Source organism: Streptomyces sp. NPDC050161 (assembly GCF_044460025.1).
Lineage (GTDB): Bacteria > Actinomycetota > Actinomycetes > Streptomycetales > Streptomycetaceae > Streptomyces.
In genome coordinates this window covers 88,124-113,698 of sequence record NZ_JBITJM010000014.1, presented here as the reverse complement: position 1 = coordinate 113,698, position 25,575 = coordinate 88,124, and the positions used below count along the sequence as shown (strand labels likewise).

At 71.1% G+C, this 25,575-nt stretch carries 28 protein-coding genes; 15 read left to right on the top strand and 13 right to left on the bottom strand.

Annotated elements, in window-relative coordinates; translation table 11 throughout:
* Positions 1–13: 13 nt before the first annotated feature.
* Positions 14–1,384 (top strand): cytochrome P450, encoded by a 1,371-nt coding sequence (locus tag ACIBK8_RS22980; protein WP_399043661.1) that lies wholly within the window; start codon positions 14–16, stop codon positions 1,382–1,384.
* Here ACIBK8_RS22980 and ACIBK8_RS22975 read toward each other — a convergent pair.
* Both ACIBK8_RS22975 and gcl read right to left on the bottom strand, forming a co-directional pair.
* A complete protein-coding gene (locus ACIBK8_RS22975; RefSeq protein WP_399043660.1) occupies positions 1,363–2,052 on the bottom strand; it encodes a ricin-type beta-trefoil lectin domain protein in 690 nt (229 codons plus the stop codon). The genes ACIBK8_RS22980 and ACIBK8_RS22975 overlap by 22 nt on opposite strands.
* Positions 2,053–2,381: 329 nt before the next feature.
* The gene (gene gcl, locus ACIBK8_RS22970; protein WP_399043761.1) at positions 2,382–4,154 is read right to left on the bottom strand and encodes a glyoxylate carboligase; all 1,773 of its coding nucleotides are present in this window, start codon (positions 4,152–4,154) and stop codon (positions 2,382–2,384) included.
* A 376-nt stretch (positions 4,155–4,530) separates the two neighbouring features.
* Between gcl and ACIBK8_RS22965 the strand changes: the two genes are divergently transcribed.
* Complete coding sequence (locus ACIBK8_RS22965) at positions 4,531–5,304, top strand: alpha/beta fold hydrolase (RefSeq protein ID WP_399043659.1); 774 nt, start codon at positions 4,531–4,533, stop codon at positions 5,302–5,304.
* Between the two features lie 40 nt (positions 5,305–5,344).
* On the opposite strand, the gene ACIBK8_RS22960 is transcribed toward ACIBK8_RS22965, so the two are convergent.
* A complete protein-coding gene (locus ACIBK8_RS22960) occupies positions 5,345–6,574 on the bottom strand; it encodes an acyl-CoA dehydrogenase family protein (RefSeq protein WP_399043658.1) in 1,230 nt (409 codons plus the stop codon).
* Positions 6,575–6,736: 162 nt separating this feature from the next.
* Between ACIBK8_RS22960 and ACIBK8_RS22955 the strand changes: the two genes are divergently transcribed.
* Positions 6,737–7,384 (top strand): TetR family transcriptional regulator, encoded by a 648-nt coding sequence (locus ACIBK8_RS22955; protein ID WP_399043657.1) that lies wholly within the window; start codon positions 6,737–6,739, stop codon positions 7,382–7,384.
* Here the strand turns inward: ACIBK8_RS22955 and def are convergent.
* Complete coding sequence (def, locus tag ACIBK8_RS22950; RefSeq protein ID WP_399043656.1) at positions 7,381–7,926, bottom strand: peptide deformylase; 546 nt, start codon at positions 7,924–7,926, stop codon at positions 7,381–7,383. The two genes, ACIBK8_RS22955 and def, sit on opposite strands and share 4 nt — an antisense overlap.
* Before the next feature lie 186 nt (positions 7,927–8,112).
* Here def and ACIBK8_RS22945 point away from each other — a divergent pair, with 186 nt between their 5' ends.
* The 5 genes from ACIBK8_RS22945 (at position 8,113) to ACIBK8_RS22925 (ending at position 12,635) form a co-directional block, all read left to right on the top strand.
* Entirely contained in the window at positions 8,113–9,351 is a 1,239-nt protein-coding gene (locus ACIBK8_RS22945; protein ID WP_393680533.1) for a MurT ligase domain-containing protein, read from the top strand.
* 29 nt (positions 9,352–9,380) lie between these two features.
* Positions 9,381–10,109: a type 1 glutamine amidotransferase gene (locus ACIBK8_RS22940; RefSeq protein WP_393680535.1), complete on the top strand. Its 729-nt coding sequence runs from the start codon at positions 9,381–9,383 to the stop codon at positions 10,107–10,109.
* 166 nt (positions 10,110–10,275) lie between these two features.
* Complete coding sequence (locus ACIBK8_RS22935; protein WP_393680537.1) at positions 10,276–11,301, top strand: 6-phosphofructokinase; 1,026 nt, start codon at positions 10,276–10,278, stop codon at positions 11,299–11,301.
* A gap of 117 nt (positions 11,302–11,418) precedes the next feature.
* The gene (locus tag ACIBK8_RS22930) at positions 11,419–12,369 is read left to right on the top strand and encodes a cytochrome c oxidase assembly protein (protein WP_399043655.1); all 951 of its coding nucleotides are present in this window, start codon (positions 11,419–11,421) and stop codon (positions 12,367–12,369) included.
* A 107-nt stretch (positions 12,370–12,476) separates the two neighbouring features.
* Positions 12,477–12,635 (top strand): hypothetical protein, encoded by a 159-nt coding sequence (locus ACIBK8_RS22925; RefSeq protein WP_399043654.1) that lies wholly within the window; start codon positions 12,477–12,479, stop codon positions 12,633–12,635.
* Between the two features lie 27 nt (positions 12,636–12,662).
* Here ACIBK8_RS22925 and ACIBK8_RS22920 read toward each other — a convergent pair whose 3' ends face one another.
* Positions 12,663–13,079, bottom strand: a complete 417-nt coding sequence (locus tag ACIBK8_RS22920; RefSeq protein WP_399043653.1) for an SSI family serine proteinase inhibitor — start codon at positions 13,077–13,079, stop codon at positions 12,663–12,665.
* 266 nt (positions 13,080–13,345) lie between these two features.
* A complete protein-coding gene (locus ACIBK8_RS22915; RefSeq protein ID WP_399043652.1) occupies positions 13,346–14,950 on the bottom strand; it encodes an alpha/beta hydrolase in 1,605 nt (534 codons plus the stop codon).
* Positions 14,951–15,540: 590 nt separating this feature from the next.
* On the opposite strand from ACIBK8_RS22915, the gene ACIBK8_RS22910 reads away from it, so the two are divergent.
* From ACIBK8_RS22910 to ACIBK8_RS22895, 4 genes are all read left to right on the top strand, one after another.
* Positions 15,541–15,924, top strand: a complete 384-nt coding sequence (locus ACIBK8_RS22910; protein WP_393680542.1) for a hypothetical protein — start codon at positions 15,541–15,543, stop codon at positions 15,922–15,924.
* 126 nt (positions 15,925–16,050) lie between these two features.
* Positions 16,051–16,935 (top strand): hypothetical protein, encoded by an 885-nt coding sequence (locus tag ACIBK8_RS22905; RefSeq protein WP_399043651.1) that lies wholly within the window; start codon positions 16,051–16,053, stop codon positions 16,933–16,935.
* A gap of 61 nt (positions 16,936–16,996) precedes the next feature.
* On the top strand, positions 16,997–17,377 hold the full coding sequence (locus tag ACIBK8_RS22900; protein ID WP_399043650.1) for a roadblock/LC7 domain-containing protein: 381 nt from the start codon (positions 16,997–16,999) through the stop codon (positions 17,375–17,377).
* Between the two features lie 52 nt (positions 17,378–17,429).
* Positions 17,430–17,804 (top strand): hypothetical protein, encoded by a 375-nt coding sequence (locus ACIBK8_RS22895; protein ID WP_399043649.1) that lies wholly within the window; start codon positions 17,430–17,432, stop codon positions 17,802–17,804.
* Positions 17,805–17,849: 45 nt separating this feature from the next.
* Here ACIBK8_RS22895 and ACIBK8_RS22890 read toward each other — a convergent pair whose 3' ends face one another.
* From ACIBK8_RS22890 to ACIBK8_RS22865, 6 genes are read right to left on the bottom strand one after another with little or no spacing between them, the layout of a single operon-like run.
* Complete coding sequence (locus tag ACIBK8_RS22890; RefSeq protein WP_399043648.1) at positions 17,850–18,689, bottom strand: urease accessory protein UreD; 840 nt, start codon at positions 18,687–18,689, stop codon at positions 17,850–17,852.
* Entirely contained in the window at positions 18,686–19,387 is a 702-nt protein-coding gene (gene ureG / locus ACIBK8_RS22885) for an urease accessory protein UreG (protein WP_399043647.1), read from the bottom strand. Before ureG ends, ACIBK8_RS22890 begins: the two co-directional genes overlap by 4 nt.
* Positions 19,388–19,440: 53 nt before the next feature.
* Complete coding sequence (locus ACIBK8_RS22880; protein WP_399043646.1) at positions 19,441–20,115, bottom strand: urease accessory protein UreF; 675 nt, start codon at positions 20,113–20,115, stop codon at positions 19,441–19,443.
* A 51-nt stretch (positions 20,116–20,166) separates the two neighbouring features.
* Positions 20,167–21,888, bottom strand: coding sequence for an urease subunit alpha (locus ACIBK8_RS22875; protein WP_399043645.1), 1,722 nt, complete (start codon positions 21,886–21,888; stop codon positions 20,167–20,169).
* Positions 21,881–22,192 carry an urease subunit beta gene (locus tag ACIBK8_RS22870; RefSeq protein WP_393680551.1) on the bottom strand — a complete coding sequence of 104 codons (312 nt, stop codon included), beginning with the start codon at positions 22,190–22,192 and terminating at the stop codon, positions 21,881–21,883. The genes ACIBK8_RS22875 and ACIBK8_RS22870 overlap by 8 nt, the downstream gene beginning before the upstream one ends.
* A 17-nt stretch (positions 22,193–22,209) precedes the next feature.
* Positions 22,210–22,512: an urease subunit gamma gene (locus tag ACIBK8_RS22865; RefSeq protein WP_399043644.1), complete on the bottom strand. Its 303-nt coding sequence runs from the start codon at positions 22,510–22,512 to the stop codon at positions 22,210–22,212.
* Positions 22,513–23,036: 524 nt separating this feature from the next.
* Here ACIBK8_RS22865 and ACIBK8_RS22860 point away from each other — a divergent pair.
* Positions 23,037–23,981, top strand: coding sequence for a M28 family metallopeptidase (locus ACIBK8_RS22860; protein WP_399043643.1), 945 nt, complete (start codon positions 23,037–23,039; stop codon positions 23,979–23,981).
* 109 nt (positions 23,982–24,090) lie between these two features.
* Here the strand turns inward: ACIBK8_RS22860 and ACIBK8_RS22855 are convergent, their stop codons facing one another.
* A complete protein-coding gene (locus ACIBK8_RS22855) occupies positions 24,091–24,405 on the bottom strand; it encodes a type II toxin-antitoxin system Phd/YefM family antitoxin (RefSeq protein WP_399043642.1) in 315 nt (104 codons plus the stop codon).
* A gap of 56 nt (positions 24,406–24,461) precedes the next feature.
* Between ACIBK8_RS22855 and ACIBK8_RS22850 the strand changes: the two genes are divergently transcribed.
* Both ACIBK8_RS22850 and ACIBK8_RS22845 read left to right on the top strand, forming a co-directional pair.
* Entirely contained in the window at positions 24,462–25,103 is a 642-nt protein-coding gene (locus ACIBK8_RS22850; protein WP_399043641.1) for an ATP-dependent Clp protease proteolytic subunit, read from the top strand.
* A 6-nt stretch (positions 25,104–25,109) separates the two neighbouring features.
* A complete protein-coding gene (locus tag ACIBK8_RS22845) occupies positions 25,110–25,415 on the top strand; it encodes a hypothetical protein (protein ID WP_399043640.1) in 306 nt (101 codons plus the stop codon).
* Positions 25,416–25,575: the final 160 nt, after the last annotated feature.

Here is a 25,575-nt window from a genome sequence, read left to right as displayed (position 1 = left end):
GGATCATGGAGCCATGACGTCGACCGCGAACAGCCCGATGGACTCAGCCGAGTTCTCCAGGAACCCCTACCCCACGCTCGCCGCGCTGCGCCGTAGCGGCCCCGTGCAGCGGGTGCGGGCGTCCGAAGGCCGGACCACCTGGATCGTCACCGGGTGGCCCGAGGCGCGCGCGGCGCTGGCCGATGCCAGACTGTCGAAGGACACCGGGCGCTACTTCGCGGACCGTCCTTCCTCCCGGAACCTGGCGCCCGCCGTCAGCCGGACGATGCTCGCCACCGATCCGCCGGACCACGGACGTCTGCGCAGGCTGGCGATGAAGGCGTTCACCCCGGCGGCCGTGGCCCGCATCGAGCCCCGTATCCACGAGATCGCACAGCGGCTGGCGGAGCAGATGCGGGACGGGGCGGCATCCCGCCCCGCCGTCACCGGACCCGGCCCCGCCACCGGCCCCGGCGCGGATCTCGCCCCCACCGACCCCGGACCCGGCCCCGCCACCGCCCCCGGCGTGGATCCCGCCCCCACCAACCCCGATGCGGATCCCGCCCCCACCGGTCCCGGCCGCGCCGATCTGGTCGAGGAGTTCGCCGCCCCCCTGCCCATCGCGGTGATCAGCGAGCTGCTGGGCGTCCCGGAAGGCGACCGTACGGCGGTGCGTCACTGGTCGCACGACCTGTTCGCCGCCGCCGCACCGGATACCGTCGACCGCGCGTCCCACGCCATCAGCGACTACATGACGGAGCTGATCGCCGAGCGCCGGGCGGCACCCGGCGACGACCTGCTCAGCGACCTGATCGCCGCGCGCGACGCGGAGGACCGGCTCACCGAACCGGAACTGGTCTCGCTGGCCGTCCTGTTGGTCGTCGCGGGGCACGAGACGACCACCCACCTCATCGGCAACGGGATGCTGGTGCTGCTGCACGACGACGCGCTGCGCGCCCGGCTCCGTGCGGACACCACGCTGCTGCCCGCGGCCGTGGAGGAATTCCTGCGTCACGACTCTCCGGTCACCACCGCGACGTTCCGCTACGCGACGGTGCCGTTCACTCTCGGAGGGGTACGGATCGAGGCCGGCGACGTCGTGCTGGTCTCCCCCGGCGCCGCCAATCGCGACCCGGCCCGCTTCGCCGATCCCGATGCCGTACGGCCGGGCCGCGCGGCCGGACACCTGGCCTTCGGCCACGGCCCGCACCACTGCCTGGGCGCCCCGCTCGCCCGCGTCGAGGCCCGGATCGCGTTCGGCGTGCTGCTCGACCGCTTCCCCGGGATGCGTCCGGCGGGCACCCCGGACGACGTCACCTGGCGGCGCACCCGGCTGATGCACGGGCCCGCGCGCCTCCCGGTGGTATTGGGACCGTCCGGGACTTACTCGACCTTCCACCGATAAGCGAAAGATTCCTCGCCGGAAGCGTCCTTGCACGGGGCGAGTCGCAGCGCCTTCCCCTGATGGATGAGGCAGTTCGCCGACCATCCCCGGTCGTCTCCCTCCTGCGTGTGCAGCTGAGCGGAGCCGTCCGTCTGGGAGTCCACCGACCAGGCGGAATTGTTGTCGTGGCAGTTCCAGATGCCGACCGTCCCGCCGTTACCGGACGCCCCCAGACAGCGGTCGGGTTGGGCCGGGTTGTCGAATCGGACGTAACCACTGGGAAAGCGGGCCATGCGCCATACCGGATTGCCGTCTCCGCAGTCGCCGAGCACCGCCCGGTTTTTCCCGGCGGTTTCCTGGTACACGATGCACTGCCCCGGAACCGCCTCCATACGAACGGACTTGACGCTCACAGGGGGAATGGGGTCCGAAGGGGCGGGGGCAGGGTTCTCGGGATTCACCGCGAAGTAGAGCACCAGCGCCACGGCGAGCATCGACAGGGGCAGATGGAACGTGAGGGTGCGCGCGGGAAAGTGGAAGTTGTACTGGCTTCCCCCGGCTTGGTGCACGGAGCCGTGGCCTTCGGCCCACGCTTTCTGCTGCGTCGTGCTGCCGGTCGGCGCCTTGGCCCCCGGTGAGCCGGAGCGCGGGGCCGCGTCCGGGCGCCGGAGCTTCCTGATGCGCTTCATCGGCCGTGGTGGTACTGGTTTCCGCCCACCTGGGTGACAGTGCCGCTGCTGCCGTCCGCGCCCATGAACATCCGCCTCCCGCCAGTGCGCACACCTGCGCACGAAGCCATCAGATGTACCCAATTCTGGTACACATGGCCCGAGTTGGTGCGCGCGATTCGCCAACTTTCAGGCAGGAGAGCGACCGGCGGCGGGGCGTCCCCGGGACGCGTCCCCCAACGGCGTTCCCTCGTGGGCAACGGCCTCCCGGAGAAGCTTCCGGAAGGCCGCTGGGGGCGGCGGGAAGCCCAACATGCCGCCCGTCTCCCCGTCCGGGCCGAGGGCCGGCGTCAGACCTTCAGGGGCTTGATCGCGGTCGGCGCGTGGCCCGGCTCGGTGGCGATCTCCTCCCACTCCTGCACGCCGGCGATGTCGCTGCCGCTCATCGAGATGTTGGTGATCCGCTCCAGGATCGCTTCGACGACGACCGGCACGCGGTGTTCGGCGGCGAGCTTCTTGGCCTCTTCCAGGGCCGCGAGCAGCCGGCCGGGCTCGGTGACCCGGATCGCCTTGCAGCCCAGGCCCTCGGCGACCTTGACGTGGTCGACGCCGTAGACACCCAGCTCGGGGGTGTTGATGTTCTCGAATTCCAGGTTGACCTGGAAGTTGATGTCGAGGTTGCGCTGCGCCTGGCGGATCAGGCCCAAGTAGGCGTTGTTCACCAGGACATGGACGTAGGGGATCTTGTGCTGTGCGCCGACGGCCAGTTCTTCGATCATGAACTGGAAGTCGTAGTCGCCGGAGAGCGCGACGACGGGGGTCTCCGGGTCGGCGGTGGCGACGCCCAGCGCGGCGGGGATGGTCCAGCCGAGCGGGCCCGCCTGGCCGCAGTTGATCCAGTGGCGCGGTTTGTAGACGTGCAGCATCTGCGCGCCAGCGATCTGGGAGAGGCCGATGGTGGTGACGTAGCGGGTCTCCGGGCCGAACGCCTTGTTCATCTCCTCGTAGACGCGCTGCGGCTTCATCGGCACGTCGTCGAAGTGCGTACGGCGCTGGAGTTCGGCCCTGCGCTGCTGGGTGGCGGCGGCCCAGTCGCTGCGGTCCGGCAGCTTGCCGGCGGCCTTCAGCTCCCTGGCCACCTCGACGAACAGTTCCAGCGCGGCCTTGGCGTCCGACGTGATGCCGTAGTCGGGGGCGAAGATCTTGCCGATCTGGGTGGGCTCGATGTCGACGTGCACGAACGTGCGGCCCTGCGTGTAGACGTCCAGCTTGCCGGTGTGGCGGTTGGCCCAGCGGTTGCCGATGCCGAGGACGAAGTCGGACTCCAGGAAGTTCGCGTTGCCGTAGCGGTGCGAGGTCTGCAGGCCGACCATGCCGGCGTTCAGCTCGTGGTCGTCGGCGACGATGCCCCAGCCCATCAGGGTCGGGACGACCGGGGTGCAGGTCAGCTCGGCGAACTCGACCAGCAGCTCGGACGCGTCGGCGTTGATGATGCCGCCGCCGGCCACGATCAGCGGGCGCTCGGACGCGTTGAGCAGGCTGATCGCCTTTTCGATCTGGGCGCGGGTCGCGGCCGGCTTGAAGGCGGGCAGCGGCTCGTACGTCTCGGGGTCGAAGTCGATCTCGGTCAGCTGGACGTCGATCGGCAGGTCGATCAGGACGGGGCCTGGCCGGCCGGAGCGCATCAGGTGGAATGCCTGCTGGAAGACGCCGGGGACCTGCGCGGCTTCCATGACGGTGGTCGCCGCCTTGGTGACAGGACCGGCGATCGAGGCGATGTCGACGGCCTGGAAGTCCTCCTTCTGGATCACCGCGACCGGCGCCTGGCCCGTGATGCAGAGGATCGGGACGGAGTCGCCGATCGCGGAGTAGAGGCCGGTGATCATGTCGGTGCCCGCAGGTCCCGACGTGCCGATGCAGACGCCGATGTTGCCCGGGTTGGCCCTGGTGTAGCCCTCGGCCATGTGTGAGGCGCCCTCGACGTGGCGGGCGAGCGTGTGGTCGATCCCGCCGCCGCCCTTGAGCGCCGCGTAGAAGGGGTTGATCGCCGCGCCCGGCACTCCGAAGGCGTGGGTCACACCCTCGCGCTTGAGGATCTCCACTGCGGCACGGGCGGCTGTCATGCGAGGCATCGAGGTACTCCTGCGTCGATCTGTCAGGGGCATGGTCAGGCCGAGGAGGCCAGAAGACTTCAATTCCGCATCATGGAATCAATGTTTTGCTTTATGGAAGGAAAGTAGAGCGCAGGGGTGTGCGCGTCAAGGGGAGGTGAGAGGGATGCCGCACGAGGAAGACGTCGGCGATCCGCGCGACGGGCACCGGGCGGACCCACGCAGGCCCCGGGCACAGGTGCGCACACCGAGCACAACAAAGGGAGTTGATGCGCACGCGTGCCCCGCCGTCCCGCCGGAACGGGAACACCGGGTAGCCTCACGCGCGGCCACCCCAGGCCGCGGCCCGGCGGCAGGCCGGGCCTCATCGACGTCAGGAGTACGCGCCGTGCGCAGTGCCGCCGTAACGGCCGAAGGCGACCGCATCCGCTGGATCGAGCATCCGGGCGGCGGAACGGCCGGACCCGTACGCGTCTATCTGCACGGGCTCGGCGCCACCTCGTCGGCCTACTGGAGCGGGACGGCGGCGCACCCGCTGCTCGCCGGGCCGCGTTCACTCCTGGTCGACCTGCTCGGCTTCGGCCTCAGCGACCGGCCCGCGGCCTTCTCCTACACGCTGGAATCGCACGCCGACGCGCTGGCCGCGGCGCTGGACGCGGCGGGGGTGACGGGTGCCGAGGTGATCGCGCACAGCATGGGCGGCTCGGTGGCGCTGGTGCTCGCCGCGCGGCACCCCCTACTGGTGTCGCGGCTGGTGCTCGCCGACGCCAATCTCGATCCGCTGGAGCCGCGGCGGGGCACCCCGGGCAGCCGCGGCATCGCCGCGTACACCGAGGAGGAGTTCCTGTCACACGGTCGGGACGAGGTGCGGGAGTCGGCGGGCGCCGAATGGTGGGCCACCATGCGCCTGGCGGGTCCGGAGGCGCTGTACCGCAGCGCGGTCGGCCTGGTGCGCGGCAGCAGTCCTGACATGCGCACCCTGCTGCTCGGCCTGCCGATCCCCCGGACGTTCCTGTATCCCGCCGCCGACGGGCCGCTCCCCGGAGCCGGCGAACTGGCCGCTGCCGGGGTCTCGTTGGTGGCGCTGGCCGACTGCGGGCACAACATGATGCTGGACAACCCGGACGGTTTCGCCCGCGCTGCCGCTGCCGCCCTGGCGTAGGCCACGGGCCCAGGGCCCGCCCCACGCCAGGGCCGCCGGGTCAGCGGATCGGCATGCCCGAGAGGGTGCGGGCGATGACCAGCCGCTGGATCTCGCTGGTGCCTTCGAAGATGGTGTAGATCGCCGCGTCGCGGTGCATCCGCTCCACCGGGTACTCGCGGGTGAAGCCGTTCCCGCCGAGAATCTGCACGGCCTGCGCGGTGACCTTCTTGGCGACCTCGCTGGCGAACAGCTTCGACATGGACCCCTCGGCGGAGGTGAACGGCTTGCCGGCCGTCGCCATCCAGGAGGCGCGCCACACCAGCAGGCGGGCGGCGTCGATCTGGGTGCGCATGTCGGCGAGTTGGAAGGCGACGCCCTGGTTGTCGATGATCGGGCGGCCGAACTGGGTGCGTGTCTTGGCGTACTCCAGCGCCTCTTCGTACGCCGCGCGCGCGGTGCCGACCGCCATCGCGCCGACGGCGGGACGGGACGCCTCGAAGGTCGCCATCGCCGCGTTCTTCACGCGCTCGCCGCCGCCGTTCCTGGCGCGCTCGCGGGCCCGTGCCAGCCGCTCGTCGAGCTTGTCCTTGCCGCCGAGCAGGCAGTGGCCAGGCACGCGGACGTTCTCCAGGACGACCTCGGCGGTGTGCGAGGCGCGGATGCCGTGCTTCTTGAACTTCTGTCCCTGCTCAAGGCCCGGGGTGCCGGGCGGGACGATGAAGGAGGCGTGGCCCTTGGAGCCGACGTCCGGGTCGACGACCGCGACGACGACATGGACATTGGCGATGCCGCCGTTGGTCGCCCAGGTCTTGGTGCCGTTGAGCACCCACTCGTCCTTGGCCTCGTCGTACACAGCGCGGGTGCGCATCGCGGCGACGTCGGATCCGGCGTCGGGCTCGGACGAGCAGAAGGCGGCGACCTTGACGTCGTCGGCGTCGCCGTACATCTGCGGAACCCAGGTGCCGATCTGCTCCTCGGTGCCGTTCGCCAGGACGCCGACGGCGGCCAGTCCCGTGCCCACGATCGACAGGGCGAGGCCGGCGTCGCCCCAGAACAGTTCCTCCATGGTCATCGGGATGCCGAGGCCGGTGGGGTCGAAGAACTGCTGGGCGTAGAAGTCCAGGGAGTACAGGCCGATTTTGGCCGCCTCCTGGATGACCGGCCAGGGCGTTTCCTCGCGCTCGTCCCATTCCGCTGCCGCGGGGCGCATGACGTCGGCGGCGAAGCCGTGGATCCAGTCCCGGACTTCCTTCTGCTCGTCGTTGAGCTCCATGGTGAACTCGGCCATGTCCCCTCCAGCGGTACGGTACCTTCAAGCGTTACTTACGGTAACAGGAGTCTGTTACTCGCCAGTAAGGAATGTCAACTCCCCTCGGCCTCGATTTCCGCATGCGGCATGGGTGTTACGTTGCGCGAGCACCACGGATTCACAAGGGTGGGGAGCACGACCATGGACAGCACACGGCAGGACGACCGGCGGACGACGTCGACCGAGCGCCGCAAGCGGGAGCTGCTGGAGGCCGCGGAACGGATCGTCCTGCGCGACGGACCCGGGGCGTCGATGAACGCCATCGCCGCCGAGGCGGGGATCACCAAGCCGATCCTCTACCGCCACTTCGGAGACAAGGGCGGCCTCTACCGCGCCCTGGCCGTACGGCACACCAACGCACTGCTGGCCGGCCTGCGGGCGGCGCTGGACGCCCCCGTACTGCGCCGCGACCGCGTCGAGTCCACCCTCGACACCTACCTCGCCGCGATCGAGACCCGGCCGCAGGTGTACCGGTTCCTGATGCACCCCGCCGACGAAGAGAACCCGGCGGAGTCCGGATTCGACGTGGGGCGGCACTCCGCTCCGCTGCTGCGCCGGCTCGGCGAGGAACTGGCCGAGGTGATCCGCGAGCGCCTCGACCTCGGCCCCGACGGCGAGGAGAAGGCCCGCGTCTGGGGGCACGGAATCGTCGGCATGATGCACGCGGCCGGGGACTGGTGGCTGCGCGAACGCCCCTGCTCACGCGAGCAGTTGGTGCAGCACCTCACCGACCTGCTGTGGGGGCAGCTGGCCGCGGTCAAGGACCGGGCGGAAGGGCCCGGGTTCTAGCGGGCCGTCGCCCAGGGCGCGCGGGCCGCGGCGCGCAGGGCGCGGCGGCGGCGCAGCCCGGTGAGGTGGTCGACGTAGAGGCCGCCGTCGAGATGGTCGCACTCGTGCTGGAGGCAGCGGGCGAAGAATCCGCTGCCGTGCACCCGCAGTGGTGCCCCGCTCGTGTCGAAGCCCTCGACCACCGCCTCGTCGTGGCGTGGGGTGCCGGCCTCGATGCCGGGGAGCGAGAGACAGCCCTCGGGGCCGCGGACGACCGGCCCCTCAGCGGCGGTGAGCGTCGGGTTGACGAGGTGCCCGAGGTGGCGGCGGTCCTCGTCGTCGGGGCAGTCGTAGACGAACACCCGTAGCGGGACGCCGATCTGGTTGGCCGCGAGGCCGACGCCCCTGGCGGCGTACATCGTCGCGAACATGTCCTCGATCAGCCGGGACAGGTCGCCGTCGAAGGCCGTGACCTCCTGGCAGGGCGCTTCGAGGGCCGGATCGCCGAGGAGGCGCATGGGGCGGGGGCGGCCGGTGGCGCCGGGGATGGTGCGGGAGGGCATGGGGCAAGCGTACGGTCCGGAGAGAGCCGGATGTCGCGTCACGGGTGGCGGGGTTCGGGGCTGCCGCCGGATCTCGATAGGCTGATCCCCGACCGAAGCCTCCGGCCGGTCATCGACCGCGGAGGGGGCGTTCCACCGGCAGCCCACTGGGCAGGAGGGCGCCGGATGCAAGGAGGATCAAGGACGATGGCAGGCAACACGGAGCCGCTGTCGCCGCGGGCCAAGCTGGCCGTGACGGCGGGCAAAGCCGCGGCGGCGGTATCGCGCGCGGCGGGCCGCGGCAGCGGATCGGTGATCGGTGGCCGGGTGGCACTCAAGCTCGACCCCGACCTGCTGGCCCGGCTGGCACGGCACTTGGACGTCATTCTGGTGTCCGCGACCAACGGCAAGACGACCACGACCCGGCTGATCGCCGAGGCCCTGCGGGCCGGCGGCCCGGTGGTCTCCAACGCGCTGGGCGCCAACATGCCGGCCGGCATCACCTCGGCGCTCGCGGGCGGATCCGACGCCAAGTTCGGCGTGATCGAGGTGGACGAGAAGTACCTCGCCGGTGTGGCGCGGGACGTCACGCCGAAGGCCATAGCGCTGCTGAACCTCTCGCGTGACCAGCTCGACCGCGCGGCGGAGACCCGCATGCTGGCCGAGCACTGGCGCGAGGGGCTCGCCGGTTCCAAGGCGCTGATCATCGCCAACGCCGACGATCCGCTGATCGTCTGGGCGGCCTCGTCGTCGGCGAATGTGGTGTGGGTCGCGGCGGGCCAGGAATGGAAGGACGACGCCTGGTCGTGCCCGTCGTGCGGCGGCGTGATGCAGCGCCCCGGGGACGACTGGTTCTGCGGCGAGTGCGGCTTCCGCCGTCCGACGCCGAGCTGGGCGCTCTCCGGCGACTACGTCCTGGACCCGCACGGCAGCGCCTGGCCGATCAAGCTTCAGCTGCCCGGCCGTGCCAACAAGGCGAACGCGACGACGTCCGCCGCCGTCGCCGCCGCCTTCGGGGTGCCGCCGCAGGTCGCGCTGGAGCGGATGTACAGCGTGCAGGCGGTGGCCGGGCGCTATGACGTGGTGACGTTCATGGAGCGGGAGCTGCGGCTGCTGCTGGCGAAGAACCCGGCCGGCTGGCTGGAGACGTTCTCGCTGATCGACCCGCCGCCGACCCCGGTGATCATGTCGGTGAACGCCCGCGGTGCGGACGGCACGGACACGTCCTGGCTGTGGGACGTCGACTACACCAGGCTGGCCGGGCACCCGCTGTTCGTGCTCGGCGACCGCAAGCTGGACCTGGCGGTCCGCCTGGAGGTCGCGGGGCTCGACTTCGAGGTGTGCGAGAGCCTCGACGACGCGGTGCGGATGGCGCCGCCGGGACGGATCGAGATCATCGCCAACTACACGGCCTTCCAGGATCTGCGCCGGCGGGTGGGCAACTGATGGCGATGCACGGACAAGGACGAGCGAGAATGAGTGACAACAGCCTGCGGCTGGTGTGGATCTATCCGGACCTGCTGAGCACGTACGGCGACCAGGGCAACGCGCTGGTGGTGGAACGGCGGGCGCGGCAGCGCGGTCTGGACGTGCAGCGTCTCGACGTGCGGTCCGACCAGCCGATTCCCACGTCGGGCGACATCTACCTGATCGGCGGCGGCGAGGACAGGCCGCAGCGCCTGGCGGCCGAGCGGCTGATCCGCGACGGTGGTCTGAGCCGCGCGGTGTCCAACGGCGCGATCGTCTTCTCGGTGTGCGCCGGCTACCAGATCCTCGGCCACGAGTTCATCAACGACCTCGGCGAGCAGCAGCAGGGCCTGGGGCTGCTCGACGTGGTGAGCACCCGCGGCGAGGCGGAGCGGTGCGTCGGTGACGTACTCGCCGACATCGACCCGCGGTTGGGGCTGCCGCCGCTGACCGGTTTCGAGAACCACCAGGGTGTGACGCACCTCGGCCAGACGGCCAGGCCGTTCGCGAAGGTGCGGTTCGGCAAGGGCAACGGCGTGGGCGACGGCTACGAAGGCGCCTGGAACGACACCGTCTTCGGCACGTACATGCACGGTCCTGTGATGGCGCGCAACCCGCACATCGCGGATCTGCTGATCAAGCTCGCGCTGGACGTGAACGCGCTGCCGCCGGCCGACGACCGGTGGTACGAGGCGCTGCGCCAGGAGCGGATCGCCGCGGCAACGCAGCCCGCATAACGGCCTGTTCGGGACTTTTGTCCCGTAATAGCCCTCTTTGATACGCCCGCAGTCCCGCACTGCGGGCGTATCTGTGCCCGGGGCCCGTGCGCTTGTAGGGTGAGCGGGATCCAACCGGACGACGGGGTCCGGGCCCCCGGTTGAGTTGCAGAGGGTTTTGCTGGCAATGCGTATTGGTGTGCTCACCTCCGGCGGCGACTGCCCCGGTCTCAACGCCGTCATCCGCTCCGTCGTCCACCGCGCCACAGCCGATCACGGCGATGAGGTGATCGGCTTCCGCGATGGCTGGAAGGGCTTGCTGGAGTGCGATTACCGCAAGCTCGACCTCGACGCGGTCGGCGGCATCCTCGCCCGCGGCGGCACGATCCTCGGGTCGTCCCGTGTGCAGCCCGCCCATCTGCGGGACGGCGTCGAACGCGCCCGCGGCCACGTCGCCGAGCTGGGCCTCGACGCGATCATCCCGATCGGCGGCGAGGGCACCCTCAAGGCCGCGCGGCTGCTGTCGGACGCCGGGCTGCCGATCGTCGGCGTCCCCAAGACCATCGACAACGACATCGCCGTCACGGACGTGACCTTCGGGTTCGACACCGCGGTCGGCGTCGCCACCGAAGCGCTCGACCGCCTCAAGACGACCGCCGAATCGCATCAGCGGGTGCTGATCGTCGAGGTGATGGGGCGGCACACCGGCTGGATCGCGCTGCATTCCGGGATGGCCGCGGGCGCCCACGCGATCGTGGTGCCGGAGCGCCCGTTCGACATCGAGGAGCTGACCGAGCGGGTCGGCGAGCGGTTCTCGGCGGGCAAGAAGTTCGCGATCGTGGTGGTGGCCGAGGGCGCCAAGCCGCGCGAGGGCTCGATGCAGTTCGAGGTCGGCGGCAAGGACGTGTACGGGCACGAGCGGTTCGCCGGTGTCGCCCGGCAGCTCTCCCTGGAGCTGGAGCAGCGGCTCGGCAAGGAGGCGCGTCCGGTCATCCTGGGGCACGTGCAGCGCGGTGGGACGCCGACCGCGTACGACCGGGTGCTGGCGACCCGCTTCGGCTGGCACGCCGTGGAGGCCGCGCACCGCGGCGACTTCGGGATGATGACGGCGCTGCGCGGCACGGACATCACGCTGGTGCCGCTCGCCGAGGCGGTCGAAACGCTCAAGACCGTGCCCGACGACCGGTACGCCGAGGCGGAGTGCGTGCTGTGACCGACGCGCCCGACCTGCGGTAGTTCCACGCTGCACGAACCGCCCCCGGCCGATGCTCCGGCCGGGGGCGGTTCTAGTCTGGTCGCCGGAGTATCGGTACGAATCAGGAGCGAGCGGATGGATCACAGCGGGCACGGCATGAATATGGATCTACCGCCGTTCACGCTGGGGCGGGGGCTGGAGTTCGGCGGGGATCCGTTCTTCCTCGTCGGCTGCCTGGTGGGCCTCGCGCTGTACGGCTGGGCGGTGCTGCGGCTGCGCAGGCGCGGCGACGCCTGGCCGGTGAGCCGGATCGTGGCCTGGGTCGTGGGTGTGCTGACCGTGGCGCTGGTGATGTGCACCAAGCTCAACGACTACGGCATGGTCATGTTCAGCGTGCACATGGTGCAGCACATGGTCATCAGCATGCTGTCGCCGATCCTGCTGCTGCTCGGCGCGCCGGTCACGCTCACGCTGCGGGCGCTGCCGACCGCGGGACGCGGCAGCAAGGGCCCGCGCGAGCTGCTGGTGGCGCTGCTGCACAGCCGCTACATGCGGATCATCTCGCACCCCGCGTTCACCATCCCGCTGTTCATCGCGAGCCTGTACGCGCTGTACTTCTCGCCGCTCTTCGACTTCCTGATGCAGTCGCGGGCCGGGCACATCGCGATGATGGTGCACTTCCTGGCGGTGGGCCTGGTGTTCTTCTGGCCGATCATGGGTGTCGACCCGGGGCCGCACCGGCCGGGCTACGTGATGCGGATGCTGGAGCTCTTCGCCGGTATGCCGTTCCACGCGTTCTTCGGCATCGCGCTGATGATGGCGTCGGAGCCGATGGTCAGCACGTACACCCATCCGCCGCTGTCGCTGGGGATCGACGCGCTGTCCGACCAGACGGCCGCGGGCGGCATCGCCTGGGCGTTCAGCGAGATCCCGTCGGTGGTGGTGCTGATCGCGCTGGTCTTCCAGTGGTACAAGTCCGAGGAGCGGCAGTCGCTGCGCAGTGACCGGGCCGCCGACCGCAACGGTGACAAGGACCTGGCGGACTACAACGCGTATCTGGCTTCCCTGCACACGCGCAGCCGCTGACCTGCGCGCGGGCGGAGCTGGCGGTACGGGCCGCGGCCGGGGACGATGGTCCCATGGCCGCGGCCCGTGGCGTTGTGGCCACGGGCCGCCGTGAGGAGGTTGCGGGTATGCCCGGATCTGCGAGAACGATGGCCGTGTGCACGGTGTCCTGCCTGGTGGTGGCCACTGCCTACACCGTGGCGCTGGGCGGCAACGGCTGGGTCTGGTTCGCCTGGGTGGTGCTGGCTCTGACGACCGCGGGGATGGTGGCGGCGCGCCGGGCCTGAGCACGGTCGCGTGACGGAGCCGCCCGTTCAGAAGCGGAAGACGGACCCGGTGGCGGCATCCATGGTGCAGGCGTTGGCGAAGGTCCGGTGCCACTCCACCAGTGCACCGCGCCAGGTGCCGCGGGCGGCGACGGTCACCGGGTCGTACTCCTTGGTGCAGGCGTGCTGCTCGCCGCGCAGCGCGTCGAGGTCGCCGCGCGCCCAGGTCAGCTCGGAGCAGGCGGCGTCGTGGTGCGGGTGGTGGCCCGTGGTGTCCGGGCAGCGCAGCAGTACGCCGCGGATCCAGGTGTCCTCCGCGCCCGAGATGGTCAGGAAGAGCCCCTCGTTCGCCCGCGGTTCGGCGGCGTCTGCGGGGGCGGCCGGTGCGACGGACAGTACGGTCACGACGGCGGCTGCGGTGGTCGCTGCGGCACGGGCCAGGCGGCGTCGGCGGCTGACGGACATGGTGGGTCTCCTGGAGCGCTCGGTGGGTTCGAGTGCCGGTACGGGGCCGCCACCGTCCGGTACCGGAGTGGGCCCCCGCCCGTACGGGGTCAGGGCATCCCGTACGCCGCAGAGGGGCAAGCGGCCACGCCGTGCGCTCGCCCGTACGGCCCGCGCGGGGGTCCGCCGGGCGGCGGGGCCGGGGCGCAGCCGGGGGCCGGGACGCGGCACGGGCGGCCAGGTGGTGTCCTGGCCGCCCGTGCGCGGTGTCCCGTGGTGACGGGGTGTCAGGAAGTGGCGGCCTTCGCCTTGGCCGGTTCGGGTGTGGCGTGCGGGGCGCAGGTCACGTCCCGCGCGTCCGTCTTCCCGTGCAGGAAGTAGGCGTCCACCCGGTCGTTGATGCAGGGGTTGACCTGGCCGGTGACGCCGTGCGAGCCGGCGTCCCGCTCGGTGATCAGGCGGGATCCCCTCAGCCGCTTGTGCAGCTCGACGGCGCCCTCGTAGGGGGTGGCGGCGTCACGGGTGCTCTGCACGATCAGCACGCTCGGCAGGCCCTTGCCGGTCTTGACCTCGACCGGCTTGTGCTGCTTGGCCTGCCAGGTCGCGCACGGCAGGTTCATCCAGGCGTTCGCCCAGGTCATGAACGGCGCCTCGGCGTGCACCCGGGTGGTGTCGCGGTCCCACTTCTTCCAGCTGGTGGGCCACTTGGCGTCGGCGCACTCGACGGCGGTGTAGACGGCGTTGCCGTTCTCGGACGCGATGTTGCCCGCGGTGTCCTTGAGGTCCGGTCCCGCGTTCTCGACCAGCGGCTTCTCGTCGCCCGCGAGGTAGGCGCTCCAGACCTGGGCGACCGTGGCCCACGCCGAGTCGTAGTACGGCGCGTTCTGGAAGAAGCCGGTCAGCTCGGCCGGTCCGACGAGGCCGCCGATGGGGTTCTTCTTCGCCGTCGCGCGCAGCTTCTCCCACTGCGCCTGGACCTGCTGCGGGGTGGCACCGATGTGGTAGGTCGCGTCGTTCTTGGCAACCCACTTCTTCCAGTCGCCCCAGCGCGTCTCGAAGGCGACGTCCTGGTCGAGGTTGGCCTGGTACCAGACCTTCTCGCGCGCGGGGTTGACGACGCTGTCGACGAGCATCCGGCGGACGTGGTCGGGGAAGAGCGTGGCGTAGACGGCGCCGAGGTAGGTGCCGTAGGAGACGCCGAGGTAGTTGAGCTTCTTCTCGCCGAGCGCGGCGCGGATGACGTCCAGGTCGCGGGCGGTGTTGGGGGTCGTCATGTACGGCAGGAGGCCGCCGCTGCGTTCGGCGCAGCCGTCGGCGTACTGCTTGGCGAGCTTGCGCTGGGCGCGCTTGTCCGCCTCGCTGTCCGGCACCGGGTCGGCCTTGGGTGCCTTGACGTACTCCTGCGGGTCCACGCAGGAGATCGGCGCGGAGTGGCCGACGCCGCGCGGGTCGAAGCCGACGAAGTCGTAGGCGGCTGCGGTCTTCTTCCACAGTGCGCTGTCGCCGGTGCTCCGGGCCGGGAAGCGCATGCCGGAGCCGCCGGGGCCGCCGGGGTTGTAGAGGAGGGAGCCCTGGCGCTTTTCCTTGCCGCCGGTGTTGCGGGCCCGGTCGACGGCGATCTTGATGGTGCGGCCGTCAGGCTTGGCGTAGTCGACGGGGACGGTGACGTACCCGCACTGGATGGGGGTCTTCAGGCCCCAGTCGGCGGGGCAGTCCTGCCAGTCGATGCCCTGGGTGGCCGCGCGTGCGGCGGCGGTCCGTACGCCGCGCGCTTCGGCCGATGCGCCGTGCTGCCGCTCGCCCGCACTGGCGGGGGTGGCGGCTATCGCTCCGGCGAGGAGCGTGCCGGTCACCAGGGTGCCGGCGGCGCCGAGTGCTGCTGTTCTTCTCACGAGGTGGTTCCCCCTGCATGGTGCGCCGCTCGTGGCGGCGATGATCACAGAGCTACAGGGGGATCCTGTCGTCTCCCGTCCACGTCTGAACAGGTTTGACCACCAATTCTTTACCAATCCGTAGGATTCCGGCCGCTCTTGAGCGGAACGGAAATGCTCCGGTATGCGTTGCCGCGGGATCCCCGGCCCGGACGGACTCGGGTCGCCGGATGGGGCCTGCGGGACGCAGGAGGCGTGAGGTGCGCGGAGCGGCGGGCGGGCGGCCGGAAGTCGCCGGGTGCCCGCCGTCGCGCTGCTGCGCATCCCTGCCAACGGGCCGTAACCTGCCGGGATTTCGGGGTGCGGAAGGGTGCCGTCCGGCGCAATGGCGGGTATGTGTTCTGTGTGCGGTACGCCGGGGTTGCTCCCCACCGGGGCGGGTGCGTGGCCGAGGGTCGAGAACGCGTCAATTGCCCGGCACATGTCCTTGGGGCATGTGCCGGAGCCGCCACGATGAGTAACCTTCCGTACAGGCTCTCCCACGTGCGGCTACGAGGGAGGGCTGTCGGCGTTTTCGCCTCAGTTTCCCGCTGTCGAGAAGGAGTTCCGTGGTGCCGGGTATCGATCAGGCTTTGTCCCAGGCGATGGAAATCCCCGGTGTGCTCGGGACCGGTCTGATCGACTGGACCAGCGGGCTGACGCTCGGCACGGCGGGCCGGGCGCCGCACGACGACCACGACGCCACCGCCGCCGACACCTCCGAAGTCGTCCAAGCCGTCATGCGCAACGCCACGTTCGACAGCGCGGGTGCCGACGACCCCGGCACGGAGGACCTCATCCTCACGACGGCCGGCGGCTACCACCTCATCCGCTTCGTGCACACCGCGTTCGACAGCCAGACGTACCTGTACCTCTGGCTGGACCGTGAGCGCGCCAACCTCGCAATGGCAAGGATGCGATTGCGTGACCTGGCGGCCGGACTGGTCGCCGACTGACCGCGGTACAGGCGTGTCAGCCGGCCCCGGCGACACGCCGCACGGCCCCGCGCGCATCCGGCGGCGCGCGGGCGCCCACCGCCCTGCCGCAGCCCGCCGCACCGCCCCAACGGTTAGGGAACAGCCATGGGCCTGCCCGCACCTCCTCCCCCGCCCGAATCCGCCGGGGTACTCGACCGGTTGGCCGCCGACCGTGTCACCGGAGCGCTGCACGGTCCCGGTGGCTGTGTCTACCTGCTCGACGGCGCGGTCTACTGCGTGGAGTGCAGCGCCGCCCCCGGGGTCGACGTCCGGCTCACCGCCGCAGGGCGCGTACCGGCACGCCTTGTGCAGGAGGCGCAGCAGGCGGCCGGCGCGGACGGAACCCGGACCGACGGCGGCCGGTTCCTGGTCGGCGCGGGCCGGCTCACCCTGGGCGAGCTGGAGATCTGCCACCTGGCGGCGCTGCTGGACGCGGCGTTCTTCCTGCTGCCCCTGCCGCCCGACGGCACCTCGTTCACGCCGGGCGCCACACACTGGCTCGGCCCGGTGCAGCGGATCGGCGTCGAGGCGCTGCTGCGGGCGACCGCGCGCCGCCGCGCCCTGCTCGACGCGTGGCAGTCCTGGGCCGCCGTGGACACCGCACCGGTGACCGTCGCCCGCCCGGACCGCGGCAGGAACCACGTCACCACCTGGCAGCAGCGGCGACTGCTGGCCCGCGCCGACGGCCGGCGCACCCCGCAGGACATCGCCCGCCTCCTGGGGCAGTCGGCGTTCCTGACGCTGCTGGAGACCCGCCGGCTCGCCGCGGCCGGTCTGGTGCAGATGCCCCGGCGCACGGCCGGTGATCCTCCGGGTGGTGCCCTCCCCCGGCGGCGCCCCGGGGCGCATCTGGACGAGCACGCTTCCGGTGACGGCGCGGAACGGCCCACGGCCTCCTGGCACTTACCCGTGCCCGAACTGGAGACCACCCCCGAACCGGATGTCGACCTCCTCGTCCGCCTCCGTACGGCACTGGAGGAGAACCTGTGAGCCCTTGCGAAACCCTGCCATGAGGCACGCGCTCAGAAAGCGCGCGGAAAAGAGGAGACTGATGACGATCGAACCCCGCGTGCGGGAGGAACTGCACACGCTGCGCGATCAGGTGCGCCATCTTCAGGGCGGCATGGTGGCCAGCACCGACGGCATGGTCATCGCGCACGACCTGCGGAACATCGAGCCGGACGGCCTCGCCGCGCTCACCGCCGCGGCCATCGGCGTCGCCAAGCGCCTCGCGGAGGCGACCGGACAAGGGGCCTTCGAGGAGACCCTGACCCGCGGCGCCACCGGGTACATCGCCGTCTACGCGGCCGGCGCAGGTGCGGTGCTCACCGCCGTCGCGAGCCCCGAGACCAACGTGGGACGGCTGCACCTCCAGGCCCGCCAGACCGCGGCACGCATCGGCACGCTGGTGGACACCGCGCCGGAAGCCTGACCCCTCCCGAAAACCCTGTCCCACCCTGTCGATGGAAAGGTCACCATCCGCCATGGCTCAGATGGATTCCGCACTCTCCGAAGCAATGTCGAACATCGACGGCGCCATCGGTATCGCCCTCGTCGATTACACCAGCGGCATGTCGCTGGCCACCCTGGGTGACAACCACGCTCTGGACATCGATGCCGCGGCGGCCGGCAACACCGAGGTCGTACGGGCGAAGTTGCGCACCATGGAAATGCTGGAACTCCAGGGTTCCATCGAGGACATGCTCATCACGCTGACCTCGCAGTACCACCTGCTGCGCCCGCTGACCGGGAGGAAGGGCAACGGCCTCTTCCTGTACCTGGTGCTGGACCGCAAGCGCGCCAACCTCGCGCTGGCCCGGCGCCGACTCGCCCAACTGGAAGCCGAGTTGGAGGTGTGACCGGCGCGGGGGCGCGGCTCTCCGCCCCCGCCCGCCGGTCCGGTCTCAGCCCGCCGCAACGTCCCGCGCCGCGTCGTCCAGGAGACGCCGCAGCCGCAACGCGTCCGGGGCGACGGCGGTGACGAGCGCCGCGGGGCCCGCCAGCGGCGCCAGTACGCCCTGTCCCGCGGGCTCCTGCCCCGGCCCGCCCGCGGCGTCGCCGAGCAGCCGCACCGCCGCCGGGTGCTCATCGAACGCGGGCTCCACGACGAGGAGTTGGCCGACGGCGCGCTGCGTGTCGAGGACCGCGGAGGTGTCCCAGCCGGGGACTCCGGGGCCGTAGGCGGTCTCCTGGTCCAGCAGGGTGCGTCCGGCGCGCCGTACCGTCAGCCGGCTGTGCAGCGTTCCGGTGTGCTCGCCGGTGCGGCCCAGGACCTGTTCCTCCCGCAGCACCAGGCGGGCGGTGGGCGCGAGTTCGACGGTGGTGGTCATCCACAGGTCGCTGCCATCGGCGGAGATCAGCGGTTCGGGCAGCCAGTCGAGCCGTGCGCCGTCGCCGACCGTCAGCCGGACGTCGTAGGTGGCGGCATCGCCGGTGCGGCCGGGCAGTGCGACCGTCGCGGCGGCGGCCGTGAGGTGCAGGGCTGCGCCGGCGTCCGCGGTGGCGTCGATGGCCAGCCGGTCGCCGCCGAGCGGGGCGCTCATGGCACCCACCACGCAGACCCTGGCCTGCGGTCCCGGCCTGCCGATCCGGCGCAGCGCGAACGGTCCTGCGCCGTCGAGGACGGGCAGCCGGGTGATGCCGTGCGCGTCGGTGCGGGCGGTGATGCGGGCGGTGGCGTGCAGTCCCGCCGCCGGCATCGGCGTGCGCGGCGGCCGGGCGAGCGTGGTGGGCGCGGTCGTCATGCCGGGCCCGCGGTCCAGTCGGCGAGCCGCCCGCGCACCCAGTCCGAGATCGGCTTGACGCCGTTCTCCTTCTTCAACGCGGTGAAGGCGACGGGGAGTTCGCCGCGTTGGGCCTTGGCGTCGCGGGCCATGCCTTCCAGGTCGACGCCGACGTGGGGGGCGAGGTCGGTCTTGTTGATGACGAGGAGGTCGGCGGTGGTGACGCCGGGGCCGCCCTTGCGGGGGATGTCGTCGCCGCCCGCGACGTCGATGACGAAGATCTGGGCGTCGACCAGGCCCTTGGAGAAAGTGGCGGTGAGGTTGTCGCCGCCGGACTCGACGAGGATCAGGTCGAGCGGGCCGACCGCCTCTTCCAGGTCCTCCACCGCCTCCAGGTTGGCGGAGATGTCGTCGCGGATGGCGGTGTGCGGGCAGGCGCCGGTCTCGACCGCCTGGATGCGGTCGGCGGGCAGGACCGCCTCGCGGAGCAGGAACTCGGCGTCCTCGCGGGTGTAGATGTCGTTGGTGACGACGGCGATGGACAGTTCGTCACGCAGCGCCCGGCACAGTGCGGCGACGGTGGCGGTCTTGCCGGTACCCACCGGCCCGCCCAGACCGATGCGCAGGGCCCGCCGGGTGCCGTCGGAGCGGGTCGGGGCGGCGGCGCTGTGGGTGTGGCGCTGGGGAAAGATCTCGTCGAGCTCGTGGTCGAGGTGCATGGTCACTCCGTAGTGCGTGCGCCGCGTGGTGTGCGGCGCGGTGGTGGGGCCGGTCAGGAGGCGAAGAGCCGTACCGGCCAGGCGGCGTGCTGTTCGGCGGTGATGTCGAGCAGCGGCGCGGAAGCGGTGGGCAGCGCGTCGGTCCCTTCGGTGGCGACGCGCGCCGCGGCCTCGGCTCCCTGCGCGGCGACCTGGTCCAGGTCGGCGGTGAGGTGGGCGAGGACGGCGGTGGCGTCGAAGGGGTCGAGGCTCAGCAGGCGTACGGCGGCGGTCGCCGGGCCGCTGATGTTCTCGTAGGCCACGGCGTACGCGGCGTCCAGCGGAGTCAGGCCCGCCGACCTGGCGGCGAGGCCGAGGACGACGGGCTGGTGGGCGCCGCGCGGCCGGGCCGCGGCGAGCGCGTCGAGCGCGTCGGACGGCCAGGTCGCGCGGGCGGCCCGCATCATCTGCCGGCCGAGCCGCCTGGCGACCTGCCGCAGCGCGGGTACGGGCGTACGGGCGTCGGCTGCGTCGTCCAGGAGGAGCGGGTCGGCGCCGGCCGCTGCCGCCGCGGCGAGGCCGGCCGCGACCAGTCCCGCGGTGTGCAGCCGGCCGCGGCAGAACCGCTCCAGGGTCGCGGCGTCCTTGATGCGTCCCGCGGTGACGGCGGGTTCGGCGCCGCCCGAGTGGGCGTGCCCTCCGGCGGGGAACCGGCCGTCGGCGAGGACGAGCAGGGCGGCCCGGCTCATCGGCGGTCCGGGTGGTGCGTGGGGTTGACGGGGGTGTTCATCGTGACCGCATCAGAAGAGGAAGTAGCGCTGGGCCATGGGGAGTTCGGCGGCGGGGGCCGGTTCGACGGTCTCGCCGTCGATGGTCACCGTGAAGGTGTCCGGGTCGACGTGGACCCGCGGCAGGGCGTCGTTGTTGCGCATCGATGCCTTGGTGACGCCGCGGGTGCTGCGGATCGGCTCGTACGCCTTGGCCAGCGGGAGCCGCTCGGCGATGCCGTCCTCGACGGCCTGCGGGGAGACGAAGTTGACGGAGTTGCTGCCGGGGGCCTTGCCGATCGCGCCGAACATCGGGCGGGGCAGGATCGGCTGCGGGGTGGGGATGGACGCGTTGGCGTCGCCCACCTGCGCGTACGCGATCTGGCCGCCCTTGATGACGAGCAGCGGTTTGACGCCGAAGAACGCCGGATCCCACAGGACGAGGTCGGCGAGCTTGCCGTCCTCGACCGAGCCGATGACGTGGTCGATGCCCTGGGCCGCGGCCGGGTTGATGGTGTACTTCGCGACGTACCTGCGGGCGCGGCGGTTGTCGGCGCTGCCGTCGCCCGTGAGGGTGCCGCGGCGCTTCTTCATGACGTGCGCGGTCTGCCAGGTACGCATCACGACCTCGCCGATCCGGCCCATGGCCTGGGCGTCGGACGACATGATCGAGATGGCGCCGAGGTCGTGCAGGATGTCCTCGGCGGCGATGGTGGAGGGCCGGATCCTGGACTCGGCGAAGGCGAGGTCCTCGGGGACCGCGGGGTTGAGGTGGTGACAGACCATCAGCATGTCGAGGTGTTCCTCGACGGTGTTGACGGTGTGCGGCCGGGTGGGGTTGGTGGACGCCGGCAGCACGTTCGGCTCGGAGACCATCGCGATCATGTCGGGGGCGTGGCCGCCGCCCGCGCCCTCGACGTGGAAGGCGTGGATGGAGCGCCCGGCGATGGCCGCGAGGGTGTCGCCGAGGAATCCGGCTTCGTTGAGGGTGTCCGTGTGGATCGCGAGCTGGGCGCCGCTCTCCTCGCAGACGTTGAGGCAGGCGTCGAGTACGGCGGGGGTGGCGCCCCAGTCCTCGTGGATCTTGAAGCCGAGGATGCCGGCCCGCAGTTGGTCGCGCATCGAGGCGACGGACATGGTGTTGCCCTTGCCCAGCAGGCCGATGTTGACCGGGAGCGAGTCCATCGACTCCAGCAGCCGGGAGATGTGCCAGGCGCCGGGGGTGATGGTGGTGGCCTTGCTGCCTTCGGCGGGTCCGGTGCCGCCGCCCACGAGGGTGGTGACACCCGACGCCAGCGCCTCGTCCACCTGCTGGGGGCAGATGAAGTGGACGTGGGTGTCGATGGCGCCCGCGGTGAGGATCTTGCCGTTGCCGGCGATGATCTCGGTCTCGGGGCCGATGACGAGGTCCGGGTTGACGCCGTCCATGGTGTCGGGGTTGCCGGCCTTGCCCAGGGCGACGATCCGGCCGTCGCGGATGCCGACGTCGGCCTTGACGATGCCCCAGTGGTCGAGGACGACGGCGCCGGTGATCACCGTGTCGGGGGCGCCTTCGGCGCGGGTGGTGCGGGACTGGCCCATCGATTCGCGGATGACCTTGCCGCCGCCGAAGACGGCTTCGTCACCCGCCCTGCCGGGGCCGCCGGAGCGGTCTTCCTCGATCTCGATGACGAGGTCGGTGTCGGCGAGCCGGATGCGGTCGCCGGTGGTGGGGCCGAACAGGTCGGCGTACGCCTGGCGCGTCAGATCAGCCATCGAGGGAGCCTCCGGTCTGGCCGCGCAGTCCTGCGACGATCCGCTTGCCCCCGATGGGGACGAGTTCGACCTCGGTGGGGATGCCGGGCTCGAAGCGCACGGCGGATCCGGCGGGGACGTTGAGCCGCTGACCGTGCGCGGTCGCGCGGTCGAATTCGAGGCCGGGGTTGGCCTCGGCGAAGTGGTAGTGGGAGCCGACCTGCACGGGGCGGTCGGCGGCGTTGAGGACGGTCATGCGCGTGAGGGGGAGGCCATCGTTGAGGCGCACCGGCTCTTCGGCGTAGAGGATCTGTCCCGGGATCATCTTCTGCTCTCCCGCGGTCAGTTGATGGGTTCGTGAACGGTGACGAGCTTGGTGCCGTCGGGGAAAGTGGCCTCGACCTGCACGTCGTGAATCATTTCCGGGACGCCTTCCATGACGTCGTCCCGGCTCAGCACCTTGCGCCCGGAGGACATGAGCTCGGCGACCGTACGGCCGTCCCGCGCACCTTCGAGGATGTGGACGGTCAGCAGGGCAATGGATTCCGGATGGTTGAGCTTCAGCCCCCGAGCCCGTCGCTTTTCGGCCACGTCTGCCGCCACATGAATCATCAGGCGTTCCTGCTCATGCGGGGTCAGTTGCATACGTTCCACCTCACAGTCTGCCCCGGGCTTGACGTTCACCCAGGTCACAGGCGTCCACACACCTGTATTGGTAGATGTATCACACAGTAATTAAAGGACGAGCAAACCACCCGTCAGCGGAAGACCATCAACAACCCGCCGATCAGAGGCTAGTTCGCCGGGATTTCGTACGCGTTACCAGCGCGGACGGATACAGAACCCTTCTCACGCCTGGGGGTAACACGCCGCCCATTACCCGGCGTTACCGAACGGCGACCGAATTCCCGAGCCACTCTTCCCTGCCGGGTTTCTCCGGCTCACAGGAAAGCGGTGGCGAATTCCACACTCCGGAAGGGCCGCAATCCCCGCGCGGCGGCCGGAAGTACGGGCAATAGCCGCCGACTTTCCGCCCATAACGGACATGATCCGCTCCCCGGACGCGACTGTCCGTTATGCGCTCTTGACGGCGCCCCCAATGGTCACGATCCTCATGTGCGCGTCAAACAGCTCCGCACCACCCCCCACACCAGCATCGGAGCCACACTGTGACTCGCTCTGCCCGTACCCGCCGTGCCGTCCTGGCCGCCGGCGCCTGCGCCGCCGCCGTCGCCCTCCTGGGCACCGCGGCCTCGGCACAGGCCACCCCCGACACGCTCGCCGCGCCCGACATCCCGGTGGCGGACGTCAAGGCCGACCTCGCCAAGCTCCAGTCCATAGCCGACGCCAACGACGGCAACCGCGCCCACGGCACCGCCGGTTACCAGGCATCGGTCGACTACATCAAGGGCAAGCTCGACGCCGCCGGATTCACCACGAAGCTCCAGGAGTTCAACAGCGGCGGCGCGAAGGGCTACAACATCATCGCCGACTGGCCCGGCGGCGACGAGAGCAAGACCGTGATGTCCGGCGCCCACCTCGACTCCGTCCCCGCGGGCCCCGGCATCAACGACAACGGATCCGGCTCGGCCGGCATCCTGGAGGTCGCACTCGCGGTCGCCAAGGCCGACCTCAAGCCCACCAAGCACCTGCGCTTCGGCTGGTGGGGCGACGAGGAGGACGGCATGATCGGCTCGCAGAACTACGTCGAGTCCCTCGGCGGCGACACCGCGAAGCTCGACTCGTACCTCAACTTCGACATGATCGGCTCGCCGAACCCCGGCTACTTCGTCTACGACGACGACGCGCGCCTGGAGAAGGTCTTCAAGGACTGGTTCGCCACCAAGGACATCGCGACCGAGATCGAGACCGAGGGCGACGGCCGCTCCGACCACGCGCCGTTCAAGGACGCCGGCGTCCCGGTGGGCGGGCTGTTCTCCGGCGCCGACTACATCAAGACCGACGAGCAGGCCAAGGCATGGGGCGGCGAGGCGGGCAAGGCGTTCGACGCCTGCTACCACGCCGCCTGCGACACGTCGAAGAACATCGACGACACCGCACTGGACAACAACACCGACGCCATCGCCAACGCGCTGTGGCAGCTCAGCTCCTGACCCGCACCCGGCAGCTCAGCGGCTGACCCGCGCGCCCACCGGCGCCGGGCAGCCGCCGCCCACGGCCCGCGCCGCCGCTCCGGCGCGGGCGGGCCGCAGCGCCGTACGGTCAGCCCTCCCGACCCGGTCGCCGATCCCCGGCGGCCGGGTCGCGGTGTTCCGCGGCGATGCCGAACCGCCGCCGTTCGCCCGGAGCGGACGCGCCCGGCCGCACGGTCGAGACCGTGCTGATCATCTGCTCCTCATCCGCGTCCCCGGCAGACCGCCCATGCTCCTCCAGTAGCTGCAGGTCAGCGGCCGAAACCAGCGCGACGAGCGGTTTGCCGTGGCGGGTGACCACCACACGCTCCCCGCCGTAGACGACGCGGTTGATCAGATCCGCCAGCTCGGCGCGGGCTTGCGTCACCGGAATCTCGTAGACCATGCTCCCCATTAAACGGGATGTACGTCCTGTACATTTTTTACGGAAGAGGAGCAGTCTTGCCGTACGCACCGCACCCCACTGCCCGCTACGTCCTGCCGGAGTTCACCGAGCGCACCAGCAACGGCACGCGCACGATGGACCCCTACTCGAAGCTGCTCGGCGAGCGCATCGTCTTCCTGGGCACCCCCATCGACGACGCCTCGACCAACGACGTGATGGCGCAGTTCATGTACCTCGAACACGCCGCCCCCGAGCAGGACATCTCGCTCTACATCAACTCCCCCGGCGGCTCGTTCACCGCGATGACCGCGATCTACGACACGATGCAGTACGTGACCTGCGACGTGGCGACGGTCTGCCTGGGCCAGGCCGCGTCCGCCGCCGCGGTGCTGCTGGCCGCCGGCACCCCGGGCAAGCGGCTGGCACTGCCGGGCGCCCGGGTGCTGATCCACCAGCCCGCCCTCAGCGAGCCGGTCCAGGGCCAGGCCACCGATCTGCGCATCCAGGCGGACGAGTTGCTGCGCACCCGCGACAAGCTGGAGGAACTGCTGCAACGGCACACCGGCATGCCGCGCGAACGGATCGCCGCCGACATCGAGCGGGACAAGATCTTCGACGTCGGCGCCGCCCAGGAGTACGGCCTGATCGACGGGGTCACCCGCGCCCGCAAGACCTCCGCGCCGACCGGCGCACGGTGACGTCGGGTGCCGGCGCCCGAACTCCCTCCGCTGCCCGCGCTGACCCGGGCCGAGGGTGAACTGATCGACCGTTACCTGGAAGTCCTTGACCTGCTGGGCCGGATCAACCCGGCGCGTGGCGGGCACACCTACGGCGGGCTGCGGGCCGCCCAGGCACTGGTGGGCAGGGCCGCCGGACTGCGGGACGCGCTGGCACTGATGCACGAGCGGGGCGAGAGCGAACTGCACGGCGGGACGCTCGGCCGGGCACTGCGGACACTCGACGGCGAGCGCCGGGCCCGGCTCGTCTCGGTGCCGCCCGAGGACACATGAGGCAGGGGCCGCACACGGTGTCGCCGGGCACCGGGCGTGCGACACGTCCCCTGCCCGGCTCGCCCGGAAGGGCTAGCACCGAAGTCCGCGACGAACGGCGCCCGGATTGCGGCACGTCGCCTTGACCCCGGCGGCGCACCGGGTTCCACGCCTGGTCCCG